21 protein-coding genes are annotated in these 26286 nt (G+C 56.9%); 8 read left to right on the forward strand and 13 right to left on the reverse strand.

What is annotated here, in order from left to right; translation table 11 throughout:
* Positions 1-166: 166 nt before the first annotated feature.
* Positions 167-3628 (reverse strand): indolepyruvate ferredoxin oxidoreductase family protein, encoded by a 3462-nt coding sequence (locus GS614_RS10235; protein ID WP_171726188.1) that lies wholly within the window; start codon positions 3626-3628, stop codon positions 167-169.
* A gap of 127 nt (positions 3629-3755) precedes the next feature.
* Here GS614_RS10235 and GS614_RS10240 point away from each other — a divergent pair, with 127 nt between their 5' ends.
* The gene (locus GS614_RS10240) at positions 3756-4223 is read left to right on the forward strand and encodes an Lrp/AsnC family transcriptional regulator (RefSeq protein WP_171641016.1); all 468 of its coding nucleotides are present in this window, start codon (positions 3756-3758) and stop codon (positions 4221-4223) included.
* A 460-nt stretch (positions 4224-4683) separates the two neighbouring features.
* On the opposite strand, the gene GS614_RS10245 is transcribed toward GS614_RS10240, so the two are convergent.
* The 5 genes from GS614_RS10245 to GS614_RS10265 all read right to left on the reverse strand — a co-directional run bounded on the left by GS614_RS10245 (position 4684) and on the right by GS614_RS10265 (position 11968).
* Positions 4684-6348, reverse strand: a complete 1665-nt coding sequence (locus tag GS614_RS10245; protein ID WP_171726189.1) for a Na/Pi cotransporter family protein — start codon at positions 6346-6348, stop codon at positions 4684-4686.
* A gap of 243 nt (positions 6349-6591) precedes the next feature.
* Complete coding sequence (locus tag GS614_RS10250) at positions 6592-7944, reverse strand: aspartate aminotransferase family protein (RefSeq protein ID WP_171726190.1); 1353 nt, start codon at positions 7942-7944, stop codon at positions 6592-6594.
* A gap of 106 nt (positions 7945-8050) precedes the next feature.
* Complete coding sequence (gene phnY / locus GS614_RS10255) at positions 8051-9499, reverse strand: phosphonoacetaldehyde dehydrogenase (RefSeq protein ID WP_171229476.1); 1449 nt, start codon at positions 9497-9499, stop codon at positions 8051-8053.
* Between the two features lie 18 nt (positions 9500-9517).
* Entirely contained in the window at positions 9518-10762 is a 1245-nt protein-coding gene (gene phnA, locus GS614_RS10260; RefSeq protein WP_171363226.1) for a phosphonoacetate hydrolase, read from the reverse strand.
* Positions 10763-10780: 18 nt separating this feature from the next.
* Positions 10781-11968 (reverse strand): 2-aminoethylphosphonate--pyruvate transaminase, encoded by a 1188-nt coding sequence (locus GS614_RS10265; RefSeq protein ID WP_171726191.1) that lies wholly within the window; start codon positions 11966-11968, stop codon positions 10781-10783.
* A 120-nt stretch (positions 11969-12088) separates the two neighbouring features.
* On the opposite strand from GS614_RS10265, the gene GS614_RS10270 reads away from it, so the two are divergent.
* Positions 12089-12979: a LysR substrate-binding domain-containing protein gene (locus tag GS614_RS10270; RefSeq protein WP_171726192.1), complete on the forward strand. Its 891-nt coding sequence runs from the start codon at positions 12089-12091 to the stop codon at positions 12977-12979.
* 24 nt (positions 12980-13003) lie between these two features.
* On the opposite strand, the gene GS614_RS10275 is transcribed toward GS614_RS10270, so the two are convergent.
* From GS614_RS10275 to glyA, 7 genes are all read right to left on the reverse strand, one after another.
* The gene (locus GS614_RS10275) at positions 13004-15025 is read right to left on the reverse strand and encodes a putative 2-aminoethylphosphonate ABC transporter permease subunit (RefSeq protein ID WP_171726193.1); all 2022 of its coding nucleotides are present in this window, start codon (positions 15023-15025) and stop codon (positions 13004-13006) included.
* Positions 15022-16137, reverse strand: a complete 1116-nt coding sequence (locus GS614_RS10280) for a putative 2-aminoethylphosphonate ABC transporter ATP-binding protein (protein WP_371807901.1) — start codon at positions 16135-16137, stop codon at positions 15022-15024. Before GS614_RS10280 ends, GS614_RS10275 begins: the two co-directional genes overlap by 4 nt.
* Positions 16138-16269: 132 nt before the next feature.
* Positions 16270-17289 (reverse strand): putative 2-aminoethylphosphonate ABC transporter substrate-binding protein, encoded by a 1020-nt coding sequence (locus tag GS614_RS10285; protein ID WP_171118362.1) that lies wholly within the window; start codon positions 17287-17289, stop codon positions 16270-16272.
* Between the two features lie 271 nt (positions 17290-17560).
* The gene (locus tag GS614_RS10290; protein ID WP_171170204.1) at positions 17561-18400 is read right to left on the reverse strand and encodes a DMT family transporter; all 840 of its coding nucleotides are present in this window, start codon (positions 18398-18400) and stop codon (positions 17561-17563) included.
* Between the two features lie 37 nt (positions 18401-18437).
* Entirely contained in the window at positions 18438-18803 is a 366-nt protein-coding gene (locus GS614_RS22450) for an FAD-dependent oxidoreductase (protein WP_371809399.1), read from the reverse strand.
* Between the two features lie 57 nt (positions 18804-18860).
* Positions 18861-19616 carry a DeoR/GlpR family DNA-binding transcription regulator gene (locus GS614_RS10300; protein WP_171726194.1) on the reverse strand — a complete coding sequence of 252 codons (756 nt, stop codon included), beginning with the start codon at positions 19614-19616 and terminating at the stop codon, positions 18861-18863.
* A 161-nt stretch (positions 19617-19777) separates the two neighbouring features.
* Entirely contained in the window at positions 19778-21043 is a 1266-nt protein-coding gene (gene glyA / locus GS614_RS10305) for a serine hydroxymethyltransferase (RefSeq protein ID WP_171363230.1), read from the reverse strand.
* A gap of 109 nt (positions 21044-21152) precedes the next feature.
* Between glyA and GS614_RS10310 the strand changes: the two genes are divergently transcribed.
* The 6 genes from GS614_RS10310 to pqqA all read left to right on the forward strand — a co-directional run bounded on the left by GS614_RS10310 (position 21153) and on the right by pqqA (position 26281).
* On the forward strand, positions 21153-22037 hold the full coding sequence (locus GS614_RS10310) for a LysR family transcriptional regulator (protein ID WP_171726195.1): 885 nt from the start codon (positions 21153-21155) through the stop codon (positions 22035-22037).
* A gap of 220 nt (positions 22038-22257) precedes the next feature.
* Positions 22258-23004, forward strand: a complete 747-nt coding sequence (locus tag GS614_RS10315; RefSeq protein WP_171726196.1) for an ABC transporter ATP-binding protein — start codon at positions 22258-22260, stop codon at positions 23002-23004.
* Complete coding sequence (locus GS614_RS10320; RefSeq protein WP_171331257.1) at positions 23001-23792, forward strand: ABC transporter permease; 792 nt, start codon at positions 23001-23003, stop codon at positions 23790-23792. The genes GS614_RS10315 and GS614_RS10320 overlap by 4 nt, the downstream gene beginning before the upstream one ends.
* Positions 23789-25390: a HAMP domain-containing sensor histidine kinase gene (locus tag GS614_RS10325; RefSeq protein WP_171726197.1), complete on the forward strand. Its 1602-nt coding sequence runs from the start codon at positions 23789-23791 to the stop codon at positions 25388-25390. The genes GS614_RS10320 and GS614_RS10325 overlap by 4 nt, the downstream gene beginning before the upstream one ends.
* 3 nt (positions 25391-25393) lie before the next feature.
* Positions 25394-26077: a response regulator transcription factor gene (locus GS614_RS10330; RefSeq protein WP_171726198.1), complete on the forward strand. Its 684-nt coding sequence runs from the start codon at positions 25394-25396 to the stop codon at positions 26075-26077.
* A 102-nt stretch (positions 26078-26179) separates the two neighbouring features.
* Positions 26180-26281 (forward strand): pyrroloquinoline quinone precursor peptide PqqA, encoded by a 102-nt coding sequence (gene pqqA / locus GS614_RS10335; protein ID WP_117873022.1) that lies wholly within the window; start codon positions 26180-26182, stop codon positions 26279-26281.
* The last annotated feature ends 5 nt before the right edge of the window (positions 26282-26286 follow it).

The raw sequence follows: 26286 nt of genomic DNA on the forward strand, positions 1-26286 counted from the left end.
ACCCACATCTGTCTGTCCGGTGGCGGCGTCGCGCCGCTGCCGGTGACGCCCGAACGAAAACCGGACCGTTTCAGGCAGCAGTCCATTACACCGGAGTGTACGGGGTTTCAGATCCGTTCAGCCCCGCGTACAATCCGCGTTTCCAGACAGTTTCCCGAAAGAACAATCAAACCTTGTGAGAAGCGGCGCCCTGCGCATCCCTTCGCTGTTCTCCGATCACGTTCAGCATGGCATCTACATCTGCACGTACGGTTTGTGTTGCTGCTTCGCGCACCGGGCCAAAACCGCGGATATCCAGCGGCGCTGACAGGATCTTCAGGCAGGTTTCCGCCTCCAGCTCGGGGCTGACTTCTTCGATGCGATCCAAGACAGCCAAAAACCAGGCCAGGGTTTCGTTTTCAAGCTTGCGGTCCCTTGATAACCGGAATGGATCAAGCCAGCCGCCGCGAAGCCTGCGTGCACGCGAAAGAAGCCTCAGAACGGGGGTCATCCAACCACCATAGCTTCGCTTACGCGGTCGCCCGCGTGCATCCTTGCGACCGCTCAGAACCGGTGGCGCGAGGTGGTATTTGATCCGAAAATCCCCTTCGAACTCGGACCGCAATTGTTTCTCGAATTGTTGCGATGTCAGCAACCGAGCAACCTCGTATTCGTCTTTGATTGCCATGAGGCGAAACAGGGATTTTGCCGCAAGCGAAAGCGCTTCCTCGCGTATCTGGTCAGGCAGTGCTGCGGACAGACGGGCCAGGCGATCCCGGTACTGTTGCGCATAAGCGTCATCGTGATAGGTCGCCAATTCATCGGACCGGTAATCGATTATCTGCTGCGATGTTTCTTGCGAGAAGCTCTTTTCCCTCGCATTCAGCATCTGTGGGTTTGCAGCGATCACCCGCCCCAGATCAAAGGCCATGATGTTGGCCTCGATCGCGGTTCCATTGAGCTTGATCGCCTGTTTGATTGCAACCTCACTGATCGGAATGTTCCCCAGCTGCCACGCGACACCAAACAGCAAGGTATTGGCAAAGACCGAATCCCCCAGCAAATCCACGGCCAACTGGTTTGCATCCAACGCGAAGACATTTTCTTCGCCGACGGTCCGGCGTATCAGCGCTTCTCTTTCGTCGACCTTGAGCTGGGCATCGCGGTGCAAAACAAGGTCGCCAGTTGGCATTTCGGCACGGTTCAGTACTACTTTTGTGCCCTTGCGATAGTGAACCGAGGCTTTGGGCGCCGAAAACACGACCACGTCACACCCGATGACGGCGTCGGCGCTTTTGGCCTCAATTCGGACCTGATTGATTTCTTCGGGCGTGCGGGCAATGCGAACATAGCCGACAACCGTACCGAATTTCTGGGCGAACCCGGTGAAATCCAGCACGCTGGCGCCTTTGCCTTCCAAATGCGCCGCCATCGTCAGAACGGCGCCCACCGTTACGACACCGGTGCCGCCGACCCCACCGACCAAAAGATCGTACGGCGCGTGCAGGTCAGGAAGCTGCGGGTCGGGAACCTTGGCAAGAAGCGACGGGATATCCAGTTTCTGCCTGGGTTCCTTTCGCCGCACCGCCCCTTCCACGGTAATGAAACTGGGGCAAAACCCGTTCAGGCAGGAAAAGTCCTTGTTGCACGAGTTCAGGTTGACCTTTCGCTTGCGGCCCAGTGGGGTTTCCAGGGGTTCGATACTCAGACAGTTGCTTTCGACCGAGCAATCGCCGCAGCCTTCGCACACCGCGGGGTTGATGAAAGCAAACCGCTTGGGGTCTTCTGTTTTGCCACGCTTGCGGCGACGACGTTTCTCGGTGGCGCAGGTCTGCTCGTAAATCAAAACCGTCACACCTTGGATGTCACGCAGCTCACGCTGCACGGCATCCATCTCTTCCCGGGGGTGAAAGCTCGTTCGTGCCGGAAAATCGCTGGAATCGAACTTCGTTATATCGTCTGAAACCAAGGCGATCCGGTCGACACCTTCCGCGCGGCAGGTCTGGGCGATCCCGGAAACGCTGATAGGGCCATCAACAGGCTGCCCCCCCGTCATTGCCACTGCGTCATTGTACAGGATCTTGTAAGTGATGTTCGTACCCGCTGCCACGGCCTGGCGAATGGCAAGCGACCCGGAATGATACCAAGTGCCCTCGCCAAGGTTTTGAAAGATATGTTTGTTGCCATTGTATTTCGAGGCAACAACATGCGGCACACCTTCGCCCCCCATCTGCGCATAACCGACCGTGTTGCGGTTCATCCAACTTGCCATCACGTGACAGCCGATGCCTGACGCAGCCGTGCTTCCATCCGGGATTTTGGTGGATGTGTTGTGGGGACAACCCGAGCAAAAATACGGAGCCCTGACCGCACCCGGAACATTCAGAACGGATGGCGGTTCGTCCGTCAGCGCCTTCGCCTTTTCCAGAAATCCCTCTTCCGGGAAAAAACGGTCGAGTCGCTCTGCAACGACCGGAATCAGGTTCAACGGGCTCAACTCTCCGGTCCAGGGAATCAACGGATCGCCCGCTGCGCGGTGTTTTCCGACCATCTTTTCGGGTTTGTCCCCCGGCCAGTCATAGAAATATTCCTTGAACTGGCTTTCAATGATCCCGCGTTTTTCCTCGACGACCAGCACCTCTTTTTTGCCACGGACGAAAGACAACGCATCGCGCCGCGCCAAAGGCCAAACCATCCCCACCTTGTAGATGTCGATGCCCAAACGGCGGCATCCGTTTTCGTCAAGCCCCAGAAGACGCAGCACTTCCATCAGGTCCAGATGGCTTTTGCCCGTTGTGACAATCCCGAATGGGGCATCCTTGATGTCATAGATGCGCCGGTCGATCGGGTTCGCCTCGACAAAAGCCTCGACTACCCGCAACTTGTGTTCGATCCGCGTCTCGATGGCCGGGCTTGGCAAATCGGCGCTGCGCACGTGCAAGCCGCCCGGCGGCAGATCTATTTCCGGCAAGGTAAATTTTCGGTCCGGCTTCAACTGCACGGATTGCCCGCTTTCCACGGTTTCCGAAATCGCCTTGAACCCGACCCAGGTGCCCGAGTATCGGCTCAGCGCGATCCCGTATTCGCCGAACTCCAGGTATTCAGCCACGTTGGCCGGGTTCAGCGTTGGCATGAACCAGGTCATGAAGGCGACGTCGGACTGATGCGGCATTGAAGAAGACACGCAGCCATGATCGTCACCCGCGACAACCAGAACCCCGCCCTTCGGCGACGAGCCATAGGCATTGCCATGGCGCAACGCGTCCCCTGAACGGTCAACTCCGGGGCCCTTCCCGTACCACATCGAAAACACGCCCTCGACTTCACAATCGGGATCAAGCGAGGCCTGCTGGGCACCAAGAACCGCTGTGGCGCCGAGGTCTTCGTTTACGGCCGGCATGAATGTGATCCTGGCCGCCTCGGTTTCCTCTTTCGCTCGCCACAGCTCCAGATCCAAACCACCAAGAGGAGACCCCCGATATCCGGAGATGAACCCGGCCGTGTTGTTTCCCGCTGCTGCGTCCCTGCGGGCCTGGTCCAACATGATGCGCACCAGAGCTTGCGTTCCCGTCAGGAAAACACGACCCTCTGAGGCTTTGTATCGGTCCGACAGGGCGTAAGTATCGAATTTCAGGGACTGGTCAGTCATGGATGCCTCGCCTTTTCTGGGTATTTTACCGGACTCCTTTGAGGAATCTGTTCTAGCTTCCCGCTATTTCCGGATATTTTTGAAAAATTCTCTCTTCTTTTGTCGCGTTATGGGGTATTTTTCTCAAATGCTTCTCGACTCACGTGACTGCCAACTTCTCGCGCTGCTTCAAAAGGATTGCCGCATCTCAAATGCTGACCTTGCAGAACGGGTGGGCATGTCATCCTCTGCCTGTTGGCGTCGAATCCGCGTGTTTGAAGAGGCCGGCCTGATTTCGCAGTACCGTGCCGAATTGTCGCCTGAACACGCCGGGCTTTCGTTTCAGGCCCTGGTGCATGTTCATCTGACCCGGCACAATCCGGAACATCTTGAACGCTTCATTGCAGCGATCGAGAAGCGCCCGGAAGTTATGGAATGCTACGCAACGACCGGGCAGGCAGATTACCACATGCGGGTGATCTGCAAGGATATCGGGGCTTACAACGTTTTTCTTGAAGAATTCCTGTTTCGCCTGCCGGCGGTGGAAAGCGCGCAAACAAATGTCGTTCTGCGCGAAATCAAACGCAGTAACGCCCTGCCCATTCCTTCCTTTTGAGATCGGTTCCCCGGGTGGGACTTGCCGTCTGGTGTGGGCTTTGTTGCAAAGCTTTGAACGCACCAAGCGAAAGATTCACTCGAACATGTTCCCAAGCTACGATTTGGCCCGCCAAACTCCACGGAATTGATTTTCATAGAATTTTTCAAGGATCAGGTCTGGGAACGCCCCCAAAAACCGTCGCGCAATTCAGCTTCAAGGCAGGTAAAACGTGGTTGCCTTTTCGACCGCGACCTTTTGGATTCCGCCTTCTGCGCCGCGCTCTGGGCGGAAGCTTCCATCGACGCCGAAAAGCCGCAAAACCGAATTTCGAAACTGAAGCCATTTTGTTGCTTCGCGTTTCGATCTTCCTGTTTTCTTTACCCGTGCTTGCATCGAGTCCGGCTCCTGTTCGCTGCCGTCATCAGAAGTGTAGCATCATTCCTTTGCTTTTTCAGGTTTTTATCAGAGAACCATCCGACTATTTCGCAATTTCGTCGATCAGCCGCGTCTCGAGAAGCTGGCCATTCTGGTACAGCACCGGGTAAGCAATAGATGCGATATGGCTGTTGAACTCCCGCAACGCCCGCAACGTCTCAAGATGAATATCACTGGTTTCGAAGCTTTCCCGTGACCCGTGCTGCAATCGGCGCAGATGTCGTTTTCGGCTTTCACGTTCCACCCGTTTGATTTCGGTCTTCTCAAGGCTCAGCAGGCGCGCGCTTTCCAGATCGTCTGAAATAAGCACGTTTGATGCCAGCTTCATGTTGGCCAGAATACCCTCGTGCATCTGAACAAGTTCCGACCAGCCTTCCTGCGAGAAGCTCGAGCCTTTGGCTCGCATTTCACCCGCCAACACGGTCAAGCGCTTGGCCACGACATCACCGGCCGTCTCCAGCCGGATAGCGAATTCCATAAGGTCGCGCGCGGATTTTTCGTCCTTTTTATCATATACATCCGGCGGAATCGCCGAAACGAATGCTCTGATCCCGGACAGGCAATTGTTCACGTCTTCGTCGATGGCTTGTACCGCTCGAATCTGTTGTTTGTCGCCACTGCGATACAATTCCAGGCAAGGCCGGAACATGGTTTCGACAAGGTCGCTCATCCGCAGCAGCTCACGTTTGAGGCTTGGTAGGGCCTGGCTGGGATTTGCCACATTGCCTATGTCCAATGCGCTGGCCGGTCGTGCCGGTTGCGGAACCAGTTCCTTCTTCTGATCCGGCAAAAACCTTTCGAACAGAACTTTCAATCTCCCGCAAAATGGCAAGGCCAGAAGCAGCAGTGACAGGTTGAACAAAACATGCACATTGACCAGCATCTGCCCGCCTTGCGGGTCTCCTAACAACCCGGTCCGCAAAGCCATGTTGGCGGCAAACAAACTCACCAAAGCCCAACTGCCACGCAATGCCAGGTTGGCATATGGAATGCGCCGGGCCTGGACTGGCATGGCACGGGTGAGCCAGACCGGAATGAAGGCAGAGCCGAAATTCGCGCCAAACACCAAAGACATCCCGGCGGCGAACGGGATCGCTCCGATCTGCACAAGGGTGACACACATGAGGATGGCCGCCACCGAGGAATGCATGATGAAAGCCAAGGCGCCCCCGACCAGAAACGCGGTGATATAATCGCGCGCCAGATAATCCGCCACCGCGGGCAGAAACGCGCTGTCCCGAATGGGATCCATTGCCTCGCGAAGGAACCGAAGCGAGATCAGGATAAAGGCCACGCCCATCAGGATGCGCCCCATTTGCCGGGTTTTTTTGGCGTCGGTCTTTACGAACAGATACCCCCCAACCGCCAACAGCATCGGAACAAGCCAGTCCAGCCGGAACGAAAGAATCTGGATGATCAGCGCCGACCCCAGATCGCCGCCAAGAACAATCGCAAGGCCGGCAGGAAAACTGAGCATTCCACTGGCCGCAAACCCCGAGGTCAACAGAGCAACGGCCGCCGAGCTTTGCAGCACGACCGCCATCGTCAACCCAACCACCGAGGCCTGAAGGTAGCTGCGTTGTTGGGTCATTACCCGCTGGAACGACGCCCCATAGCTGCGCTCGATCCCGGTTCGCACCATACGAACCGCGTAAAGCAGCAGCATCGTCGCCCCGGCAAGGCTGATAAGGAAGCTGACAATTGCCATACTCTACCCCGTTATTCTTTTTGGCCCAGCTTGTCGCGGCGCATTGTATTATTCATGTTACCGGCCGCGATTGGGAAGGGATACATCCCATTTTTGGCCTACAAGGCGTAAACTCCTGTGAGCTTCACCGCAAGCACTTGACCGCGCTTTGGCGGAACATCCGTCACCTATGAACTTGGCCAAGGGCGCCCGGAAGGACGCGGCCCCTGATCCTCTATTGTGACACGAGATCGGTAAGGGGCGTCAACTCTCGGCCTTGATTGCAGCAATTACGATGTCGATTGCGCGGTCCAACTCCAAACGCGAGATGGTCAGCGGCGGTGACAATGTCAGAACGCACCCCTGGCTGATCTTATAGCTCAGACCGGCCTCGAGGCAGGCATAGTAGATCCGTTCGGCGCACGCGTTTCCCGGTGTTTTGTCGGCGCGATCATCCACGATTTCGATCCCGAACATCAGGCCCCGTCCCCGGATGTCTCCGACAATCGGAACGTTCTGAAGTTCATCCATCAAGCGACCAATGGCATGTTCACCCAATTCGGCTGACCGGCGAACCAGGCCTTCGTCTTCGATGATCTGGATCGTCGTCAAAGCGGCCCGGGCGGTGACCGGGTTCTTTTCGTGCGTGTAATGCCCGATGGCATAATCCCCGCAGACATCCAGCTGTTTGCGGGCGACACAGGCGGCAATAGGCAGGATGCCGCCGCCAAGCGCCTTCCCAAGTGTCACGATGTCCGGGATGATCTCGTCATGTTCAAAGGCGAACATCCTGCCCGTCTTGCCAAGACCCGTCGGGATTTCATCCATGATCAACAGCGCCCCGTGACGGTTGCATGCCTCGCGCACCGTCTTCCAGAACCCCGGCGGCGGGACATAGGGCACGGCGCGCATCGGTTCCGCAATGACCGCCGCCACATCTCCTTCGCGCTCGAGGACATATTCCACCATTTTCGCACAGGCCAGCCCGCAGGTTTCGGGGCCCGCATGATTGTACGGGCATCGATAGCAGGCAAAGGGGGCGACATGTTCGGTACCGGACAAAAGGGGCCCCGCAATGTGACTGCGAAAGGTCGCCTCTCCGCCGACACTTGCAGCGCCGAACCCCGCGCCATGGAAAGCATCCCAGAAGCTGATCGTTTTGAACCGACCCGTAGCGGCGCGCGCGATCCTGAGGGCAACCTCGTTGGCGTCAGAGCCGCCGGTGGTAAAGAGCATTTTGCCCAGATCACCAGGCACGATCTCTGCCAGTTTTTCAGCCAGTTCCACCGCCGGATCATTGGTAAAGCGGCGGGGCGCAAAGGGCAGATCGTCAAGCTGTGCCTTTATGGCGGCTACCAAGCGGGGATGGCCATACCCGATGTGGTGCACCGAGTTGCCGTGGAAATCCATGTACCGGCGGCCCTCGATATCTTCGATCCAGAGCCCTTCGGCCTTTGCAATGGTGCTGACGCAGGGTGAGGACAGAGATTGATGCAGGAACACGTTCGCATCACGTTCGAGCAATGGCGATGATTTCGGCCCCATCGACTTTTGCAGCCACGCCTTGCGCGCCTCGGACGTGTTTGATTCCCCTTCAGTGTGGACAATTTGTGGCATCGCCGCTCCTCTTTGCCATCATCAAAAGATGCGGACCACGCAAGGCCCGCCAGTACCATTGAGGAACTGTGTTGCCCGTTCCGCATAAGGGGTAAGGGCAACAGACTCAGTTAGGCCACGGCAGCGAATAGGTTTTGACGTTGGTGAAAAACTTCATCGCTTCGATGACGCCTTCCTTCACCCCGTTTCCACTGTCCTTGATGCCGCCAAAGGGCGACATTTCAATGCGGTAACCCGGCTGTTCCCAGATGTTGCAGGTGCCGACGTTCAACCCGTTGATGAAGGCAATCGCCCGGTTCAGATCGTTTGTGCAGACACCCGAAGACAGGCCGAACTCGGTTCCGTTTGAAATTGCCATCACCTCTTCGTCGTTGTCCGGCACGCGAACGATCGGCACGATGGGTCCAAAGGTTTCCTCCATCACCAATTCGCTGTCATGGGGCACCTTGTCGACCACGATAGGCGGCAGCAGCGCACCCTGGCGACCGGGGTGGTACAGAATTTCAGCACCTTCTTTTTCCGCCTGAAAAACGCGGTTTTCAAAAACCTCGGCGGCCTTGTCATGGATCACGCATCCAAGTTCGGTTTCCGGGTCTTGAGGATCGCCGAACTTGATCTTCCTGGCCTTCTCAAGAACCAGCGGCACGAATGTATCGGCCACGCTTTCCTGCACGAGAATGCGCTTGACCGCCGTGCAACGCTGGCCGGAATTTCCGGTAGCCCCCGCCACCGCAATGGCTGCCGCCTTGTCCAGATCGGCCTCACTCAGGTCATTCAGTACGATCAGAGGGTCGTTGCCGCCAAGTTCCAGCGCCTGACGCTTGTAGACGCCCTTTTCGGCGATCATCTTGCCCACGGGCACACCGCCGGTGAAGGTGATGATATCGATGTGTTCATTGGTGATCATTTCGTCGCCAATGTCACCGGGCCAACCTGTCACGACCTGGAACATCTCGGGCGGCAAGCCGGCCTCATAGAGTATGTCAGCCAGTGTCAATGCGGTCAGCGGCGTCAGCTCGGTCGGTTTGCAAACCATGCAATTGTTGGTGGCAATCGACGGCGCGATCTTGTGGCTGACCATGTTCAGCGGGTGATTGAACGGCGTGATTGCGCTGATTGCTTTCACTGGCTCTCGGGTGGTGAAAATCTTGCGGGCCTTGCCGTTGTGGGTCAGGTCGCAGGAGAAGATCTCACCATCATCCTTCAATGCCTCGGCCGCCGCGAATTGATACACGTCCTGCGCGCGCTTGGTTTCGTAGATCGCATGCTGGTGACAGATCCCCAACTCCAGCGTCAGCCATTTCGCAAGATAATCGCGCTTTTCGCCGATCAACTCGCCCGCCCGTTGCAGGATCTGGCTGCGCTCGTATCGGGTCAGCTTGGGTTTGAAATTCGCCGCAATCTCGAACGCCCGGCGCGCATGTTCGGCTGTACCGGCTGGTACGTGACCCACAACCTCGTTTGTGTACGGGTAGAGAACGGGAACGGTGTCGTCTGTAAAGACAATCTCGCCACCGATCCGCATTCCCTCGTTGCGTACTTCGATTTTCGACATGGTCTGATCTTTCATAGCTTACTGTGCCGCCGCTGTTGTTGCGTAGAAGAAGGCATCGAAATTGCGCAGCACGGGTTGGTTTGGCAGGTCGATGACACGGTTCACGATGAAGGGAACTTCCTGTTCGGTCAAACCACCATGGCTGCGCAAAGGTTCTTTGAGTGCTGCCAGATCATGGCGATGCTCGGACGTGCCGATGCAGATGTTTTCACCGGAAACCATCACGATGTCGCCAATGCGGTCGCCCGGCAATTCGAATTGCTCGATCGCCTCGGCCTTGGTCAGCACATGGGTGATGCCGCTGGTCGCCTTGAGCTTGCTGATTATGTCGTCCCGGTCTGCTCCGTCAGGCAAATAGGCGGTTGCAAAAGACCCCAACGCGCCATGATGCACAACGTATGGGTCGGTAATCGGAAGAATGACCCGCGCCGCATCCTTGCCCAACCATTCGTCCATCAGGTCCTGCACGTACACCACCGAGGGGGATCCATCCGCCAAATGCTTGGGCTTCATGCCGTGATCCGCGGTCACCACGATGGCCGCACCCAGTTCATCCAGTTCGCCCAGATACCGGTCGAACATGGCATAGAAATCGAGAGCGCCTTTTTGATCGGGTGCAAACTTGTGCTGGATATAGTCGGTGGTCGACAAATACATCACGTCGGGCTTGAACTCTTTCAGCAGCTTGACGCCAGCGGCAAAGACAAATTCGGAAAGTTCTGCCGAGTAGACCTCGGGGACGTCCATGCCCAGCCATTTGCTGGCGTTGTCGATGCCATGTTCCGCCAGCGTCGTTTCACCCGACCGTTCGGAAGAAAACGCAACCGCCCTGCCCTCGTCAAATTTTAGCCCGGCCCCCAACAGCGCGCGCAGCTTGTCCTTGGCGGTTACCATCGCCACGCGGAAACCCGCGTCGTAGAATTGGGAAAAAATGGTCGGCGCACGCAGGAAGCGGACATCATTCATCATCACTTCCTCGCCGCTGTCAGGGTCGATGAGGTAGTTGCCGCAGATGCCATGCACGATCGGAGGGCGCCCGGTGGCAATCGAAAGATTGTTGGGGTTGGTGAAGGACGGGATAACGGAATGGGCCAGTCGGTCCGTACCCTCTTCGCGTATCCGCTTGAGATTGGGCATCAGCCCTTTCGCAATCGCGACATCAAGGTATTCGGGCTCGCATCCATCAAGGCAGATGGCAATGGCAGGCACCTTCGGCGTCGGATAGACGCGCTCATTTGCTTCGACAGGGGTTTGAATGGTCATCTGTATTTTCCTTGATGTTTAAGCGGCCAGCTTGGCGCGTTCTTCCAGTGCACGAAGAGGAGGAGCGGCGCTTGTCACGCCCATTTCTTCCAGGGATTCCTTTGCTGCGCGCACGACATTGCGCATGACGTCTTCGTCCATCTGACCGATGCATCCGACGCGGAAACTGTCGACGACGGTCAGCTTGCCCGGGTAGATAATGAACCCTTTGTCCTTCATCAGGTTGTAGAACCGATCGAATACGAATTTCTCATCGGCGGGGCAGAAGAACGTGACGATGATCGGGCTGAGCCAACGATTGTCCAGCAGCGTTTCGAAACCCATTTCACGCATACCTGCAACCATGACGTCCCGGTTGCGGGTGTAACGTGCGCCGCGGCCGGCAACGCCACCTTCAGCGGCATGCGCCCGAAGCGCTTCGATAAAGGCGGCGACCACGTGCGTCGGCGGGGTAAAACGCCACTGACCGGTCTTGTTCATGTGCGCCCATTGGGCGTGCACATCCAGAGACAGGGAATGACTGTTACCCTTTGCGGCTTCCAGCTCGTTCTTGCGCGCCACAATGAAGCCAAATCCGGGAACGCCCTCGATGCACTTGTTGGCCGAAGACACCATGGCTTCATATCGAATATCCGAGGGCCTGAGCTCGATCGCGCCGAAGGCCGACATCGAGTCGATCAACAGCTTGCGGCCGGCTGCATATGTGGCCTCGGATATTTCCTCGACGGGGTTCAAGATACCCGAGCTGGTTTCGCAGTGAATGGCAACAACATGCGTGATGGCCGGATCATCCGCGAGAATGCGCGCAACCTCGTCGCCCCGTGGCGGCAGGTAATCGCCCTTGTCCAGCACGATATGGTCCCGGCCCAGATACTGTAGCGTCTGCGCAGAACGTTGCCCATAGGCGCCATTGGCCAGTACCAGCGCCTTTCCTTCCGGCGGAATAAACGACGCCAGCATTGCTTCGACCGAGAAGGAGCCGCTGCCTTGCATTGGCACGCAATCGAAAGCGTCGGCGCCGTCACCAAGCAGGTCCAGCAGGCTTGACCGCAGCTCTCTTGTCATGGCGCGAAAGTCGTCGTCCCAGCTGCCCCAGTCCTTCAGCATGGCCTCTTTCACGGCATAGGACGTTGTCAAAGGACCGGGTGTCAAAAGGTATGGTTCGCCGAGGCGCGGTTGCTCGATTTTTGGATGGGATGGCGTCATTACCGGGCTCCAGAACAGCGTTTTCACAAACACCATTGCAGCAACGGTTGCTATATGTGAAATTGCAAATATCAATCTAATTATAAGTGCAGCCTATGCACAAATCATTGGGGACCGGTGATGCGGCACAGCCAGCTCAAAGCCTTTCACTACGTGGCCAAACATGGCGGGTTTTCCCGCGCGGCCGAGGCGCTTTTTCTGACGCAGCCGGCGATTTCCGAACAGGTTCGAAAGCTGGAACAGGATCACGACCTGTTGTTGTTTCAGCGCGAACGAAAACGCGTGAACCTCACCCCCGAAGGCGAACAGCTTTACCGGTTCACAAGGCAGTATTTTGAGATCGAAGATCAGATCGAGGACTATCTTTCGGAAACCAAGGCCGCAATCGACGGGGAATTGCGGATCATCGCTGATTCAGCGCATCATATGACGTCTTTCCTGGGGTCGTTTCAAAAGAAGTACCCCAAAATCACCATCACCGTGCGGTCCGGAAACACCGAAGAAATTCTGGAGGAACTTCGGTCGTACAATGCCGAGATCGGTGTTGTCGGCAGCCTATCCCCCGGCAAGGACATGGATGTGTTGAACCTGGGGTCCACTGAAATCGTGGCCTTTGCCGCCCAAGGTGTGCTGTTGGCATCCAAACCTTCGCTTTCTTTGGAAGAACTGGCCGATCTGCCGCTGGTATTCAGAGAGCACGGGTCAAAAACACGTCAGAAACTGGAAGAAGAAGCCGAAAGGCGCGGTATCACGTTGAATCCTGCAATCGTTGCGGAAGGGCGCGAGGCCGTTCGCGAGCTTGTGGCCTCGGGCGCAGGCATCGGATTTGTCTCTCAGGCAGAGTATGGGCAAGATGATCGGTTGCGACAAATCAAACTCAAGGACGTGAAGTTGCAAATGGGTGAAAGCATGATTTCGCTGTCGCAACGGCGCAACGTAAAGATCATCCGGGCCTTCATGGACTTCGCCCAGCGCGCGCTGGAAGAAAAAAGCCCCCCCGCCGATACCTGACCGGCGGGGGCAGGGTTCCTTTGACTACCGGCTTCGCCAAGCCTGAGTGCGCTTCAGAATGCCTTTTGAAGCAATCAGGTGAACGATCCGGGCAACCGCGTTGGTGTAAAAGATCATCATGCCCATCGCCGCCGCAGGCGCGATATCCCCGGCATCATCCATGTTCAGCACTGCGATGGACGCAAGCGTCGTTTTGGGAGAGTAAAGAAATACCACTGCCGACACGGTCGTCATCGCATTGACGAACAGATAGATTGAGATGTCCAACACCGCCGGCAGACAAACCGGAACCGTTACCCGTGCAAACAGCTTCATTGTCGGCTGTTTGAGCGAGGCAGACACTGACTCAAATTCTCTGTCCATTTGCTTGAGCGCGGTGACGGCCGTCAGGTGCGATACGGTGTAGAAATGCGTCACAGTGCAAATCACCAAAATCGCCATCGTGCCGTAAATCCCGTTCAGCGGATTGGACGGGTTGTTGAAGAAGAAGATGTAAGACAGCCCCAATACCATGCCTGGGATCGCCATGGGCAGCATCGCGAACATCTGGAAAATCGACCTACCGGTTCTGAACCCGTTTGATTTTTCCACCAGATAGGCCCCGAAGAACACAACCGTCGTGCCGATGACTGCCGTCAGCAACGCCAGTTTGATCGAGTTGAAATACGACCCCCAGCCACCGCCGTCCATTCTGTTGAACTGATAGTTCTTGTGGCTCAGACTCAGGTCGTAGGGCCAGAACTTGATCAGCGCCGCAAACTGACACACAGCCAGAAGACCAACGATGAACAGGCCGATCAGGCTGCAATAGATCAGGAATATGCGATCAGCTTTCGGGTTTGGCGTCGCCTGATATGGCACGGAACGCGCCGAAAGCAGCGCAACCTGCTTGGACTGAACCATTCGGTCGATGGCAAAAGCCAGAATGGCCGGAATGACCAGAACCACAGAGACCACGGCGCCCATTTCAAAATTCTGCTGGCCGATCACCTGTTTGTAGATATCCACGGCAAGCACGTTGAATTGACCACCGATGACCTTCGGCAATCCGAAATCGGTGATCACCAGGTTGAACACGACAAAGGCCGCCGAGATCAGTCCATAGCGGGCCCCGGGGATGGTTACGGTCCAGAAGGTCCGCCATGGCGTCGACCGCAAGCTGGCCGCAGCTTCATACAGGCGCGCGTCAGATATCGCGAGCGCGGTCGATATGATCAGGAACGCGTGCGGAAAGGTAAAGAAAACCGATCCGATCACGATGCCTATGGGGCCGTAAATGCTGGCACCGAACAGCAACTCCTTGATCATGCCCTGATTGCCGAACAGGTAGACCAACGCGATGCCCGGCAAAAGCGACGGAACCAGGATCGGTGCCATCGCAATGAGGCGAAAAACACCTTTGAACCGCATGCAGCTTCGGTTCAGCGCATAGGCGAACCAAAACGCCAGTGTCACCGTCACAATGGTACTGACAACAGAGATCCAAAGCGAGTTCTTGATCGAATTGAACAATGCCGGTGTCGAGAAGTAGTTGATGAAATTGTCCAGCCCTCGCGACTGGACCGGCCGCATTTGCACCCGGCGGAACGTGTTGGAATCAAGCTCGACCCAATCGGTGCCTTCATTCAATGTCGACCCGACCAGAAAGCGCCCGGTATCCGTCGTGTTGCGGATCTTGTACATCACCGGGCTGCGAAAGCTGAAATCAGGAAAGAGTCCGGTCACCGGCAAGCGCCCGTCCGAACCCGTCACCAGATCAGAGTCGGAATAGACCCCCAATTGCCTGTTCAACTCGTCTGCCGACAGGATCGTTCCGTCGAAGACGCCTGCGTCGTCACTTACCTGAAACTCGTACTGGGACAGCTCGACCCGATAGGTCGAAAACGACTTGGACAGCATCGTGTAAAGCGGCAACGCCAATGTCACGACCAGATACAGCGCGATCACCATCATGCTGCCGCGCATCAGGATATCATCACGGCTGAGCTTGGGCTTGATGTCCGGCCCGACAGGCAGGCTGTCCTGATTGGTAGAAACCGAGCTCATGCCTTGGCCTCCGGCACTTCAAACGCCATAAGGCGGTTCTCGGGAAGCTCAATCACCACGCTGCGCCCCTCTTCCAGTTCCAGACGACGCACGGCATTGATCGAGAAATCCGCGATAAGTTCCGATGATCCGAACTTCTCGTTGTTCAAGCGGCAGCGCCAGAACGAACCCAAGAACTCCATCTCATCCAGCGTCACCTCTATGCAGTTCCGATTGCCGCCCGTGTCGAGATAACCAGCTTCATGAGGGATGATGTCTTCGGGTCGAATGGCCGCGATGATCGGGGTTCCATCGTTGAACTTGTGGCTCAGGCAGGCAAAGGTCTTTTCCCCGACGCTCAAACGTCCGCCTTTGGTGACCTGTGACCGGATCTGGTTCATTTCACCGATAAAGTCGGCAACGAACAGATTGGCCGGTTCCCGGTAGATTTCGGTAGGGGGCCCCACCTGTTCGATCACTCCGTGATTCATGACCACGATCCGGTCTGCCATGGCCAGCGCTTCTTCCTGATCGTGGGTCACCATCACGGTGGTCACACCCAGCTTGCGCTGCAACTCCTTGATCTCGTGCCGCAGATGAACACGCACTTTGGCGTCCAGCGCCGACAGGGGTTCGTCCAGCAGCAAAAGTCCGGGGTTGGTCGCGATGGCACGCGCCAGCGCAATCCGCTGCTGCTGACCACCTGACAATTGCGCCGGATATTTCTTGCCCTGATCCGGCAGACCAACCAGGGTCAAGAGTTCGTTTACGCGAACAGCGATATCCGATTTGCTGCGGCCGGTGTTTTCAAGGCCAAAAGCGATGTTCTTTTCAATGGTCAGATTTGGGAACAACGCGTAGGACTGAAACACGATCCCGAAATCACGCTCGGACGGGGGCAGATTGGACACGTCCTTGCCATCCTGCATGACCGTACCCTTGGTCTGCAAATCCAATCCGGCGATTGCCCGCAAAAGAGTGGTCTTGCCGCACCCGGACGGGCCGAGGAAACAGACAAACTCGCCCTCGTTGATTTCCAAAGAGATGTCCTTGAGCGCCAGAAAGTTTCCAAACGCTTTCCACAAATTCTGGATGCTGAGATACAGTTCACCGGGTGGTGTTTTCTGAAGCACGGGAGAAGTCCTCACATCTGCACCTCGGGCGCGGCCGGTCCTGGCCGGTTGAAACCGGGTGAGTAAGTTGTTTTTCGGGGAACAAGAGACTGGTGCGCAGGAGAGGCACTAAAGCCTCTCCTGCCAATGGGGTTACTTCGCTTCCGACTTTCCGTCATAGCGAGACTGCCATTCCTTCAGGATTGCCGCGCGATTGTTGGCGGCAAACTCAAAATCATTTTCGATCATTGCATCCAGAAGACCCTCTGGGAAGTGCTCAACCGGTTTTGCAACGCCCGGATAGGCGACAACTGCATAGCCGGTGTTGTACATCTCGTTGGCTTCCTTGGTGACGGTAAAGTCCACCAGCTTCTGCGCGGCCTCCAAATTGGCGGTGCCAGCAACAATTGCGGTGGCTTCCATGTCCCAGCCGACGCCCTCAGAAGGCACGATGATCTCAAGCGGCGCGCCGTCAGCTTTGGACTTTGCCCCGCGGAACGCAAAAGAAATGCCGATCGGGATTTCGCCTGCTGCGGCCAGTTTGCAGGGTTTTGAACCTGAATGGGTGTAACGCGCGATGTTCTCGTGCAGCGCATCCATGTATTCCCAACCACCTTCTTCACCGAACATCTGCAACCAGCTGGATACATCAAGGAAACCGGTGCCCGATGAGTTCGGATTGGGCATGATCACCTGATCTTTGTACATCGGATCGGTGAGATCCTTCCAGGATGTCGGCGGGGTCAACCCGGCCTTTTCGGCCTCGACGGTATTGTAGCAGACGGATGCAACCCAGGCGTCCATGCCGACCCAGGCAGGGGGGTTGTCGCCATCAACAAATTTTTTGTCCAGCTTTTCCACACCGGCCGGCGCATAAGGCTCCAGCATACCTTCTGATTTCAGCAGCAGCAGCGACGTGGCGGCCAGGCCCCAAACAACGTCGGCCTGCGGATTATCACGTTCTGCCAGCAATTTCGCCGTAATGATCCCGGTCGAGTCGCGAACCCAATTGATCTTGATATCAGGATGGCTTTGATTGAACGTCTCGGCATACCGAGCCAAGTCTTCCGCCTCGACTGCGGTATAAACTGTCAATTCCGTTTCCGATGCCGCCGCCGTCGCCGTCAGCGCACCGATAGTCAGAGCTGCGAGAAGTGATGCTTTGTGTTTCATTGTGATCCTCTGTTGGTAGTAATGTTATTTTCGCCATTCTTGCGCGGCGTTCGAACTCGATTATTGTGCAACGATTGTTTGACAGCAGTTTGACAGATAAAAACGCCAATAAAAATCGATTATATCTTCGATGTCATAAGCATTTCCTATAGATGAAATCCGCTTGCCCCAGATGATCAGCGCGGAACGGGACCATGACGATCAACAGATCAACAGGGCATGTCAAAGGCTCTGAATTCTTCAGACTTTCCTGCAGTGGCGCAAAAAACGCTTAACGTGTCATCGCAAGGAGTCCGATCCCGATCGCGACAATGGTCGCTGCAAGAAGCCTGTTGGATTTCGGCCCTTCGCCGAACCACATCACACCAATAAGCGATGCAAAGATAACCGAACTTTCCCTAAGCGCGGATACAACGCCCAAGGGCGCGACCGTCTTGGCATACAGCACCAGCCCATACGCCAGGCCAGAGATGACGCCGCCTGTCAGACCCGCCCAGACATAACGCCTGGGCAGCGCTACGAAACGCTGCCATCTGGTCGCGAAGATAAACCCGGCAACAAAAATTTCGGCAACGAACAGTGCCGCAATGTATCCCAGTATGTTCCCGGACAGCCGGATACCAATGCCGTCCACAATCGAATAGGACGCTATCATCAGACCCGTGCCAAACGCCGCCGCCACGGCGACCCAGCTTGTGTTTCGGCCCAGCCCGACCAGGGACAGGCACCCAATCCCAGCCGAGATGCAGACAATGCCGACCCACGCGATCGGCGGCAGAAACTCACCCGCGAAAAGAATGGCACCCACCGTGACCAGGATTGGCGTCATCCCGCGTGAGATCGGGTACACCACCGACAGATCTCCATGTTTGTACGCGGTGTTGAGAAACCAATAGTACCCCCAGTGGATCAGGGTCGAGCCGATGATGAAGGGGAACGCCGCCCAAACCGGCAAGCCGATAAAAGGCAACGCAATCAGCGCAGGCACGGCGTGGCCAAGCGCCACCAACCCCAAAACAACCGCTTTGTCGGGCGCGCCTTTGACAACCGCATTCCAGAGCGCGTGCAACACGGCTGCGGTCAATACGATGAGAACGGCCTGTAGTGTCATTGTGGCCCGACGATAGGAGCTGAATATCTGTCTTGCGTCACAATTCGGCTTTCAGAGCGCTTGTTTGCGCGCGCGCATGCAGTGGCCCGACCAAAGCTTGACCTGCATCGCGGCGGCAACGGTTTAGGGGGCTCAAACCCGCTGGGCAATACAACCCCGGCGAGGGGCGGATCCGGTTGGTCATTGCGGGTTGGTTGCACAACTGACAATTCAGACCAGCCGCATGCCATGTGGTGCCACGGCTTGGTTGCCCCTGCTCAATAAGCACCACATCACGATGCAACTTTCCGGTCAGATGATACGCAACCGTGCAGCCAATGATGATGCCTCCGACAATGACATGCTGCGCTGTGCGGAAGTTTGGTGTCAGCCATTGGGTCGCTCCGTACTCAGGGATTCGGATTTCCCTTCAACCTATTTGTACTTTGCAAATTTTGGCAATTTTTTTCTTGTTGTTGCGTCATGCGATCACAATATCCACGGGCTGGCTTTGCAGCGCGCCAGCTATGCTGTTGGGCAACTCCTCATCCACCACCAGAGTCGCTTTCACCGGCAGAGGTTTCATCACGATCGGACCAACCATGTTGAACTTGCTGCTATCAGCCAGGATCAGCGGCCGCTGCGCCCGCTGCATCATCATATGACGCAAGTTGGCGCCTTCCAGCGAGAAATCGGTAAACAATGCCCGAGAGCTCACACCGCCGACCCCGATCAATGCATATTCCGCATTGTATCGCGACAGGTGGTCGAGCGTGTCCAAACCCAATGTGGCATTCTCTGAAAAATCCAGCCGCCCGCCCAGCAGCGTGACTTCGGCGACCGCCGAAGCCAACACGGATGCAATCGTCAAATCATTGGTATATATGGTAAGATTTTGTCGCACAGTAGCCAGAGCCTGCGCCGCCGCCACTGTCGTTGACCCGCTGTCGATTATCACGCTGGCCCCGTCCGGGATCACGCTTGCCACATAGGCTCCAATCCGTTCCTTGCCTTTCGGGTTGGTTTGAGCCCGGTCGGCCATCGGAGGTTCCCGCCTGCGGATACTGGTCGCGCCGCCCCGCACCTGATGAAGCTTGTTCTCCAGTGCCAACTGTTCAATATCCTTGCGCACGGTTTCCCGTGACACACCAAGCCGTTCCGTCAGCGAACGGATCGAGACCGCTGGCTGGCGCGAGACTTCTTCCAGTATGATGGCGTGGCGTTCGGGTGCGAGCATTGACCGGCCCTTTGGTTTTGGACTGCACGAATATGCCAAAATTTGCAAACATGGTACAGCCCAAACACCCAATCAGACACGCGTTGCCATGGCGCAGCGGTAACGCCCTCACACCAATGGTCCAGAGCGGTCAATGGACCCTGCCACCGGGCACGCAGTGACTACGTCGGGTAGATGAGGAACGATTTGCACAACGCTGCGACCGAGGCTTTGCAGCGCAGAATTGTCGCGCCGGTATCACCCGCGGCCTCAGCTTCGATCAAATCCGCAATCACGTTTGCCAATTGGTCGAACTCGGCCTCTTTCATTCCGCGGGTCGTTGCCGCGCTCACGCCCAGGCGCAATCCAACCCATTCTGGCGGTCGCGTGCTGTCATTGGGGATCGCGTTTTTGTTGGTTGTGATATTGGCCTTCTCCAGAACGACCTCGGCGCGTTTGCCTGTGATACCCTTGGGGCTGAGATCCACGAGCACCAGATGCGTGTCAGTACCACCGGACACGATACGCAACCCCCGGGACTGCAAGGTTTCCGCAAGTTTGGCGGCGTTGGCTTTGACCTGCGCTCCGTAGTCCTTGAATTCATCCGTAAGCGCTTCGGCAAGGCAAACTGCTTTGGCCGCCAGAACCTGGCTGTGGATCGAACCCTGAACGCCGGGGAAAACCGCAGATTGCAGCCTCTTGAACCAGTCCTCGTTGTTGGTGAGGATCAGCCCGCCACGAGGACCACGCAGTGTTTTTGTCGTGGTGCACGTCACAATGTCCGCATGCGGAAAAGGCGAAGGATGCACGCCCGCGGCGACCAGCCCGGCAATATGGGCCATGTCCACATGAAAATGCGCACCGACCTTCCTGGCGATTTGCCCCATGCGCTCGAAGTCGATTTCCCGTGGATAGGCAGACCCACCCGCGATCAGCAGCTTTGGCCGGATTTCCTCGGCCAGTTTTTCCAGCGCATCGCAGTCAATGACCTCGGATTCGGCATCGACACCATAATGATGCGGTTCGAACCAGCGACCCGACAGGTTGGCCTTCAGGCCGTGACTCAGATGACCGCCGGCGGCCAGATCCAGCGACAAGACCCTGTCACCAGGCTTGAGCAGCAGAAAGAAAACAGCAAGGTTCGCCTGGCTGCCGGAATGGGGCTGAACATTGGCATAGTCGCATCCGAACAGTTCCCTGGCGCGGTCAATTGCCGCCTGCTCGACGACGTCGACAAACTGACCACCCCCGTGGAACCGGTTTCCCGGATACCCTTCAAGCGTCTTGTTGGTCATCTCATGCCCAAGAGCATCCAGCACCGCGCGGCTGACGATATTTTCGGACGCGATCAGCTCAATTTGGTCCTGCTGGCGCTTTTTCTCGTTTGCAAGAGCTTCTGCGACGACGGGGTCGGTCATCCTGACTGGGTTTTCAAAGTGCCGCGACATCCGGGCTCCTCCGATGCGATTGCGTTTTCACCAAAATTCCAGAGTTCCACTGGCCGAAGCAAATCAGTATTGCTATTTATTTGCCGCAGAAAAACTAAGGCTTAAATGGATGTCACTTTCCCCTCGTCGCCCGAAAGGCCCACATCTCAATGCTTTACGAGCATTTGAAGCGGCGGCTCGGCTTGGAAGCTTTGCCGCTGCGGCAGACGAGCTATCCGTTACTCCGGGCGCGATAACTCAGCACGTCAAGGCCCTTGAAGCCTGGGCCGGCACCCAACTTTTTGTCCGAAATGCCCGTGGGGTCGAGATGACGGCGCTCGCCGAAGAGCTTTTGCCCGGGTTCACCCAGGCGTTTGATCAATTGGGAATGGCCGTGCAGGAACTTCGAACCAAGGCCCTGCCGCGCAAGGTCAAGGTCGCCGCGCTGCCGTCGATCGCGCAATTGTGGCTGGCGCCCAGACTTGGAACGCTCAGGCAAATTGCCCCGGATTTGTCCGTGTCTGTCGTGGCCCTTGAAACGCCGCCAAACCTTGCGCGTGAACCATTTGACATGACTTTGTTCTTTTCCGGTGAACCGATCGGAATCAACGAAATCAAAATAGCCGAAGATGTGATTTTCCCGGTTTGCGCGCCCTCGGTCGCGGACAGATTGAAATCTGTTTCAGATCTTTCGCGGGAAACCCTTCTCCATGACGGGGCATGGGCAAATGATTGGGACATTTGGCTGAACAGCCAACCGGATGGCGCAGGTGTACCGAAGACGGGAACCGTGCACTCGTTGTATTCCGTCGCGCTGGAAGAGGCGCGTCATGGCGGTGGCGTGTTGATGGCGCACGAAGTTCTGGTTCAGAAATTGCTGGACAATGGCGATCTGGTTCGCCCGTATTCGGCCTCGTTGAAGCTGCCCCGCGTAATGGTGGCCAAATTCACACCCTCTTTCAGCAGATCCCCCGTCTTCAAAGAGTTCAGATCTTTTTTGCTGAACGCAAACTGAAAAGCGGTGCTCGCAAAACGGGGTGTTCGCGCCGATCAGGCCCGCCTTCCCCTGACAGTCTCGGCTGGCCAGTTTTGGCGACGGATCCTTCGGGAAATACCATCAAATCCGTGAAGCTTCACATACTTAAGTCGTGGTCCGGCCTCGGACTGGAAGGTTGAGAAACGCGCCCCGACGATGCAAGCTGCTGTCAAGAACCATGGTTCGGGACGGAGGAAGAATGTCAGACGCGCGCCCCTCGGCGGAAACCGATCCTGGTCTCGCCGTACGCGACCTGAGCTTTCATTATGGCGCCAAGACGGCTTTGGATGCTGTCTCTTTTGACGTGTCGGCGGGAATGTTCTGCGGTCTGCTCGGTCCGAATGGGGCCGGGAAATCGACACTGGTGTCGCTGCTCACGCGATTGCTTGTGGCGCCGGACGGTGAAATCACGGTCGCAGGCCATGATCTGCGCCAATCCCCGCGCAAGGCGCTGGCAAAGCTTGGCGTGGTCTTTCAGCAACCGACACTGGATCTGGGTTTGACGGTGCGCCAGAACATGACCTATTTCGCAGCTCTGCATGGGCTACCACGATCCGAAGTCCCTGGCCGTATCGACGCGGCGCTGGATCGACTGAACATGCGGGAACGTGCCGGGGAACGTGTTCGCGATCTCAATGGCGGTCATCGCCGCCGGATGGAGCTGGCGCGTGCCCTGCTGCACGACCCTTCGGTGTTGCTGTTGGACGAGCCGACCGTTGGGCTTGATGCCGCGGCTCGGCACGCGATAACCGACCATGTGCACGACCTGGCGGAACAGGGGCTGTGCATCCTGTGGGCCACGCATCTGACAGATGAAATACGCGACGACGACCAGCTGCTGGTTCTTCATCGCGGTCAGATTCTTGCCAGTGGGCAGGTGGGCTGCTTGCGGGGGGATCAAACATTGTCCGATTGGTTCCTGTCCCGAACCGAGGTCCCGACATGAACGGTTTCCTGGGAGTCGCCCGCGCCATCATCGGACGCGAGTTTCTGCGTTTCATCCATCAACGCGAACGATTTCTCGCAGCTCTGGTCCGGCCAATGGTCTGGCTTTTGATCTTCGCAGCAGGGTTTCGTGCGGCCCTCGGCCTGTCGATCATTCCACCCTATCAGACCTATATCACTTACGAGACCTATATCGTCCCCGGCCTGTGCGCGATGGTTCTGTTGTTCAATGGGATGCAAAGCTCGCTCAGCCTTGTCTACGACCGCGAGATGGGCTCGATGCGCCTGCTGCTGACCAGCTCGTTCCCACGCTGGTGGCTGTTGTTCTGCCGTCTGCTGGGATCAACGGCGATATCCATTCTGCAAGTCTATACGTTTCTCGCATTGGCCGCTTTGTTCGGCATTGTACTGCCGTTACCCGGTTATGTCGCGGTTCTGCCGGGGCTGGTTCTGGGCGGTCTGATGCTGGGCGCGCTGGGACTGGTGCTGTCCAGTTTCATCAAGCAGCTGGAGAATTTTGCCGGGGTGATGAACTTTGTCATCTTCCCAATGTTCTTCCTGTCCTCCGCCCTTTATCCGCTGTGGAAAATGGCTGAGAGCTCGCCATTGCTGCGTGATATCTGCGCGCTCAATCCTTTCACGCATGTGGTCGAGTTGATCCGGTTTCTGCTTTACTTGCAAATCAACTGGGGCGCCCTGCTGTGGGTTCTGGCGTCAACCGCGATACTGAGCGCGATCGCCGTTTGGGGGTATGATCCGGCCCGGGGCCTGATGAGGCGGAAATCATGACGGCCGCACCACAAACCGCAAAGCGGAGTCTGCTTCTGAAAACACGCTTGGGCCTTGGGGCCGTCGTGCTGGGATCAGGCACCCTGCTGGCGGCCGCAATCCTTTACTTCGGGATGCAGACCGTCGCCAGCCGCCTGGAAACGGCACTGGCATCGGAAACCCGCATGGCACGCTATGCTGCTCTGTCGACCCAGGCCGCCACATTTCTTGTGATCGCAACCGAGTCGATACAGACCGGCCAAACGGTCGAGTCTCGACTCGATCGCCTTTCGCCGATCCGAGACCAGATTGGGGCAACGTTTCTACAGCTTCGTTCCGATGTGGAAGATGCCGTAGCCGCGGTTCAATCCCTGGGGCTGGACGAACAATCGCGATACGGAACCCAATCCCTGGGTCTGGCCAGAATGGAAGCGCTGCTGGCCAGCACGCTGGAAGGGCTAGCCGACGCAGAAGCCGATCACGCCCAGCTGCGCGCCTATGTCGACTCGTTTGCGTCGGCGTTTGATCCCCTTCTCAGCCAGGCGGTGAATACCGAGGTTCTGTTTCGAAACTCCGTCATGGCGGGGATCGAAAGGACCCGCTGGGTTCTGACCTGGGTGGCACTGACACTGGCACTGTTCGCCTTGCTCAGCACGGCGTGGTTCTACTTTGGTCTGGTGCGACCGCAGTTCTCTCGTCTGGATCGGCTGCGCAATGCGGCGGTTCAGGTCGGCCAATCCGAATTCGCAATTTCTCTGCCGCAAACCCGCAATGACGAGATCGGTCAGTTATATGGCGAGACCAACCGAATGGCGGCTGCATTGAGAAAACGCCAGGCCGAGGTTGACGCAGAATGGACCCGGTTGAACGAGACCATTGCCCAGCGAACCCGGGAACTGAGCGCTGCAAATGAATCCCTGTCCAAGATCGACGAAAACCGGCGCCGCTTTTTTGCTGATGTCAGCCACGAACTGCGCACACCGCTGACCGTCATCATGATGGAAGCTCAGATAGGCCAGAGGGATATTCAGACCGCACCAGAGACGTTGGCAACGATCGAAAGCAGCGCCGCAAAACTGAACCAGAGAATCGATGATTTGCTGCGCGTCGCCCGATCCGAAACCGGTGAATTGGCTCTGGAACCAACCAAAGTTGCACTATGCGATCTGATGCAAACAGTTGTGAGCGACATTCAACCTGAAATCGACGGCGCCGACATGCAGCTTGAAACGGGCGACTTCCCGGATTGTGCATTACACTGTGACCTGAACTGGATACGTCAGGTCCTGCTCAGTCTGATACGCAACGCGATCCGACATGCGCGGGACGGGAAGGCGTTGCTGCTGTCGGGTCAATCGGTTGACGGTGACGTTCAAATACAGCTGACGGATAACGGCCCCGGTATTCCCCACGGCGCCCAAACCCGGATCTTCGAGCGGTTTGTTCAGGGAGGGACGGCAAACAGTCAGGGTTTCGGTGTCGGGCTGGCGCTGGCCAGGTGGGTCGTCGAGGCCCATGAAGGAACCATTTCGGTTGCAAGCCCGGTTCCACGTGAAAACGCCCTGGGGTCAAATGCCGGTACAAATGTCTGCATTCGATTACCGCTGGCAGAGGCATAGAAAATGGTCTCCAGACTGCTGATCATAGATGACGACCCCAGAATCACGTCGGCCCTTGTCCGGGGCCTTTCGCTGCACGGCTACTCAGCCGAGGCTGAAAACCGCGCCGACCAAGGGTTGGAGCGGTTGAAAAGCGGTGCATTCTCAGGTGCGATTGTAGATGTGATGCTGGGAACGGATAGCGGTGTCGAACTGGTCCGGGCCGCGCGCCGTGCCGGGGTCGGAATCCCGATCCTGATGTTGTCGGCCCTCTCTGATGTCGATCACCGCGCCGCCGGGCTGGAAGCCGGGGCCGATGATTATGTCGTGAAGCCGTTCAGCTTTGATGAGCTTGTCGCCCGGTTGCAAGTACAGGAACAACGCGTGCTCTCTCAGCGCCCGGACCCCGCGCGCCTGTCGTCGCGGGACAGAACACTTTCAATCCGCGAGACATGCATTGCGCTCACCGAACGTGAATTCGAACTGCTCACGCTGCTCAACAGCAAGGCCGGATCGCCAATATCCCGAGGAGAACTGTTTGACACGCTCTGGTCACAGGACGGGTCCAGTAACGAAAATGTGGTGGACGTCTACATCGGATATCTGAGAAAGAAATTGGGGTCGGATGATTTTGGATTTGAAATCAAAACCATACGCAACCAGGGGTTTTGCATTCAGGGGGTCGCCCCGTTGTCGGATGACACCTGAGTACCGACCAAAGTCTAAATCCTTCTTATGAATTAAGAGTCGCACGGGCGCATGAGACCTGCCACATTGCTCGCAAGCACATCCTAGGAGGAGGACCCTGATATGGCTTGGAACAGACCTGTTATTCGCGAGATCGAATGCGGCATGGAAATCAACATGTATGGCCCCGATCATGACGATGAGCGCGGTGGCGGCCTGATCTGATCAGC

The sequence above is a fragment of the Ruegeria sp. HKCCD6604 genome (assembly GCF_013110635.1).
Lineage (GTDB): Bacteria > Pseudomonadota > Alphaproteobacteria > Rhodobacterales > Rhodobacteraceae > Ruegeria.

What these genes read in the sequence shown, in the direction of transcription:
- GS614_RS10235 (WP_171726188.1), bottom strand. Translation starts at nt 3,628, where the DNA reads ATGACTGACCAGTCCCTGAAATTCGATACTTACGCCCTGTCGGACCGA.
- GS614_RS10240 (WP_171641016.1), top strand. Translation starts at nt 3,756, where the DNA reads ATGCTTCTCGACTCACGTGACTGCCAACTTCTCGCGCTGCTTCAAAAG.
- GS614_RS10245 (WP_171726189.1), bottom strand. Translation starts at nt 6,348, where the DNA reads ATGGCAATTGTCAGCTTCCTTATCAGCCTTGCCGGGGCGACGATGCTG.
- GS614_RS10250 (WP_171726190.1), bottom strand. Translation starts at nt 7,944, where the DNA reads ATGCCACAAATTGTCCACACTGAAGGGGAATCAAACACGTCCGAGGCG.
- phnY (WP_171229476.1), bottom strand. Translation starts at nt 9,499, where the DNA reads ATGTCGAAAATCGAAGTACGCAACGAGGGAATGCGGATCGGTGGCGAG.
- phnA (WP_171363226.1), bottom strand. Translation starts at nt 10,762, where the DNA reads ATGACCATTCAAACCCCTGTCGAAGCAAATGAGCGCGTCTATCCGACG.
- GS614_RS10265 (WP_171726191.1), bottom strand. Translation starts at nt 11,968, where the DNA reads ATGACGCCATCCCATCCAAAAATCGAGCAACCGCGCCTCGGCGAACCA.
- GS614_RS10270 (WP_171726192.1), top strand. Translation starts at nt 12,089, where the DNA reads ATGCGGCACAGCCAGCTCAAAGCCTTTCACTACGTGGCCAAACATGGC.
- GS614_RS10275 (WP_171726193.1), bottom strand. Translation starts at nt 15,025, where the DNA reads ATGAGCTCGGTTTCTACCAATCAGGACAGCCTGCCTGTCGGGCCGGAC.
- GS614_RS10285 (WP_171118362.1), bottom strand. Translation starts at nt 17,289, where the DNA reads ATGAAACACAAAGCATCACTTCTCGCAGCTCTGACTATCGGTGCGCTG.
- GS614_RS10290 (WP_171170204.1), bottom strand. Translation starts at nt 18,400, where the DNA reads ATGACACTACAGGCCGTTCTCATCGTATTGACCGCAGCCGTGTTGCAC.
- GS614_RS10300 (WP_171726194.1), bottom strand. Translation starts at nt 19,616, where the DNA reads ATGCTCGCACCCGAACGCCACGCCATCATACTGGAAGAAGTCTCGCGC.
- glyA (WP_171363230.1), bottom strand. Translation starts at nt 21,043, where the DNA reads ATGTCGCGGCACTTTGAAAACCCAGTCAGGATGACCGACCCCGTCGTC.
- GS614_RS10310 (WP_171726195.1), top strand. Translation starts at nt 21,153, where the DNA reads ATGTCACTTTCCCCTCGTCGCCCGAAAGGCCCACATCTCAATGCTTTA.
- GS614_RS10315 (WP_171726196.1), top strand. Translation starts at nt 22,258, where the DNA reads ATGTCAGACGCGCGCCCCTCGGCGGAAACCGATCCTGGTCTCGCCGTA.
- GS614_RS10320 (WP_171331257.1), top strand. Translation starts at nt 23,001, where the DNA reads ATGAACGGTTTCCTGGGAGTCGCCCGCGCCATCATCGGACGCGAGTTT.
- GS614_RS10325 (WP_171726197.1), top strand. Translation starts at nt 23,789, where the DNA reads ATGACGGCCGCACCACAAACCGCAAAGCGGAGTCTGCTTCTGAAAACA.
- GS614_RS10330 (WP_171726198.1), top strand. Translation starts at nt 25,394, where the DNA reads ATGGTCTCCAGACTGCTGATCATAGATGACGACCCCAGAATCACGTCG.
- pqqA (WP_117873022.1), top strand. Translation starts at nt 26,180, where the DNA reads ATGGCTTGGAACAGACCTGTTATTCGCGAGATCGAATGCGGCATGGAA.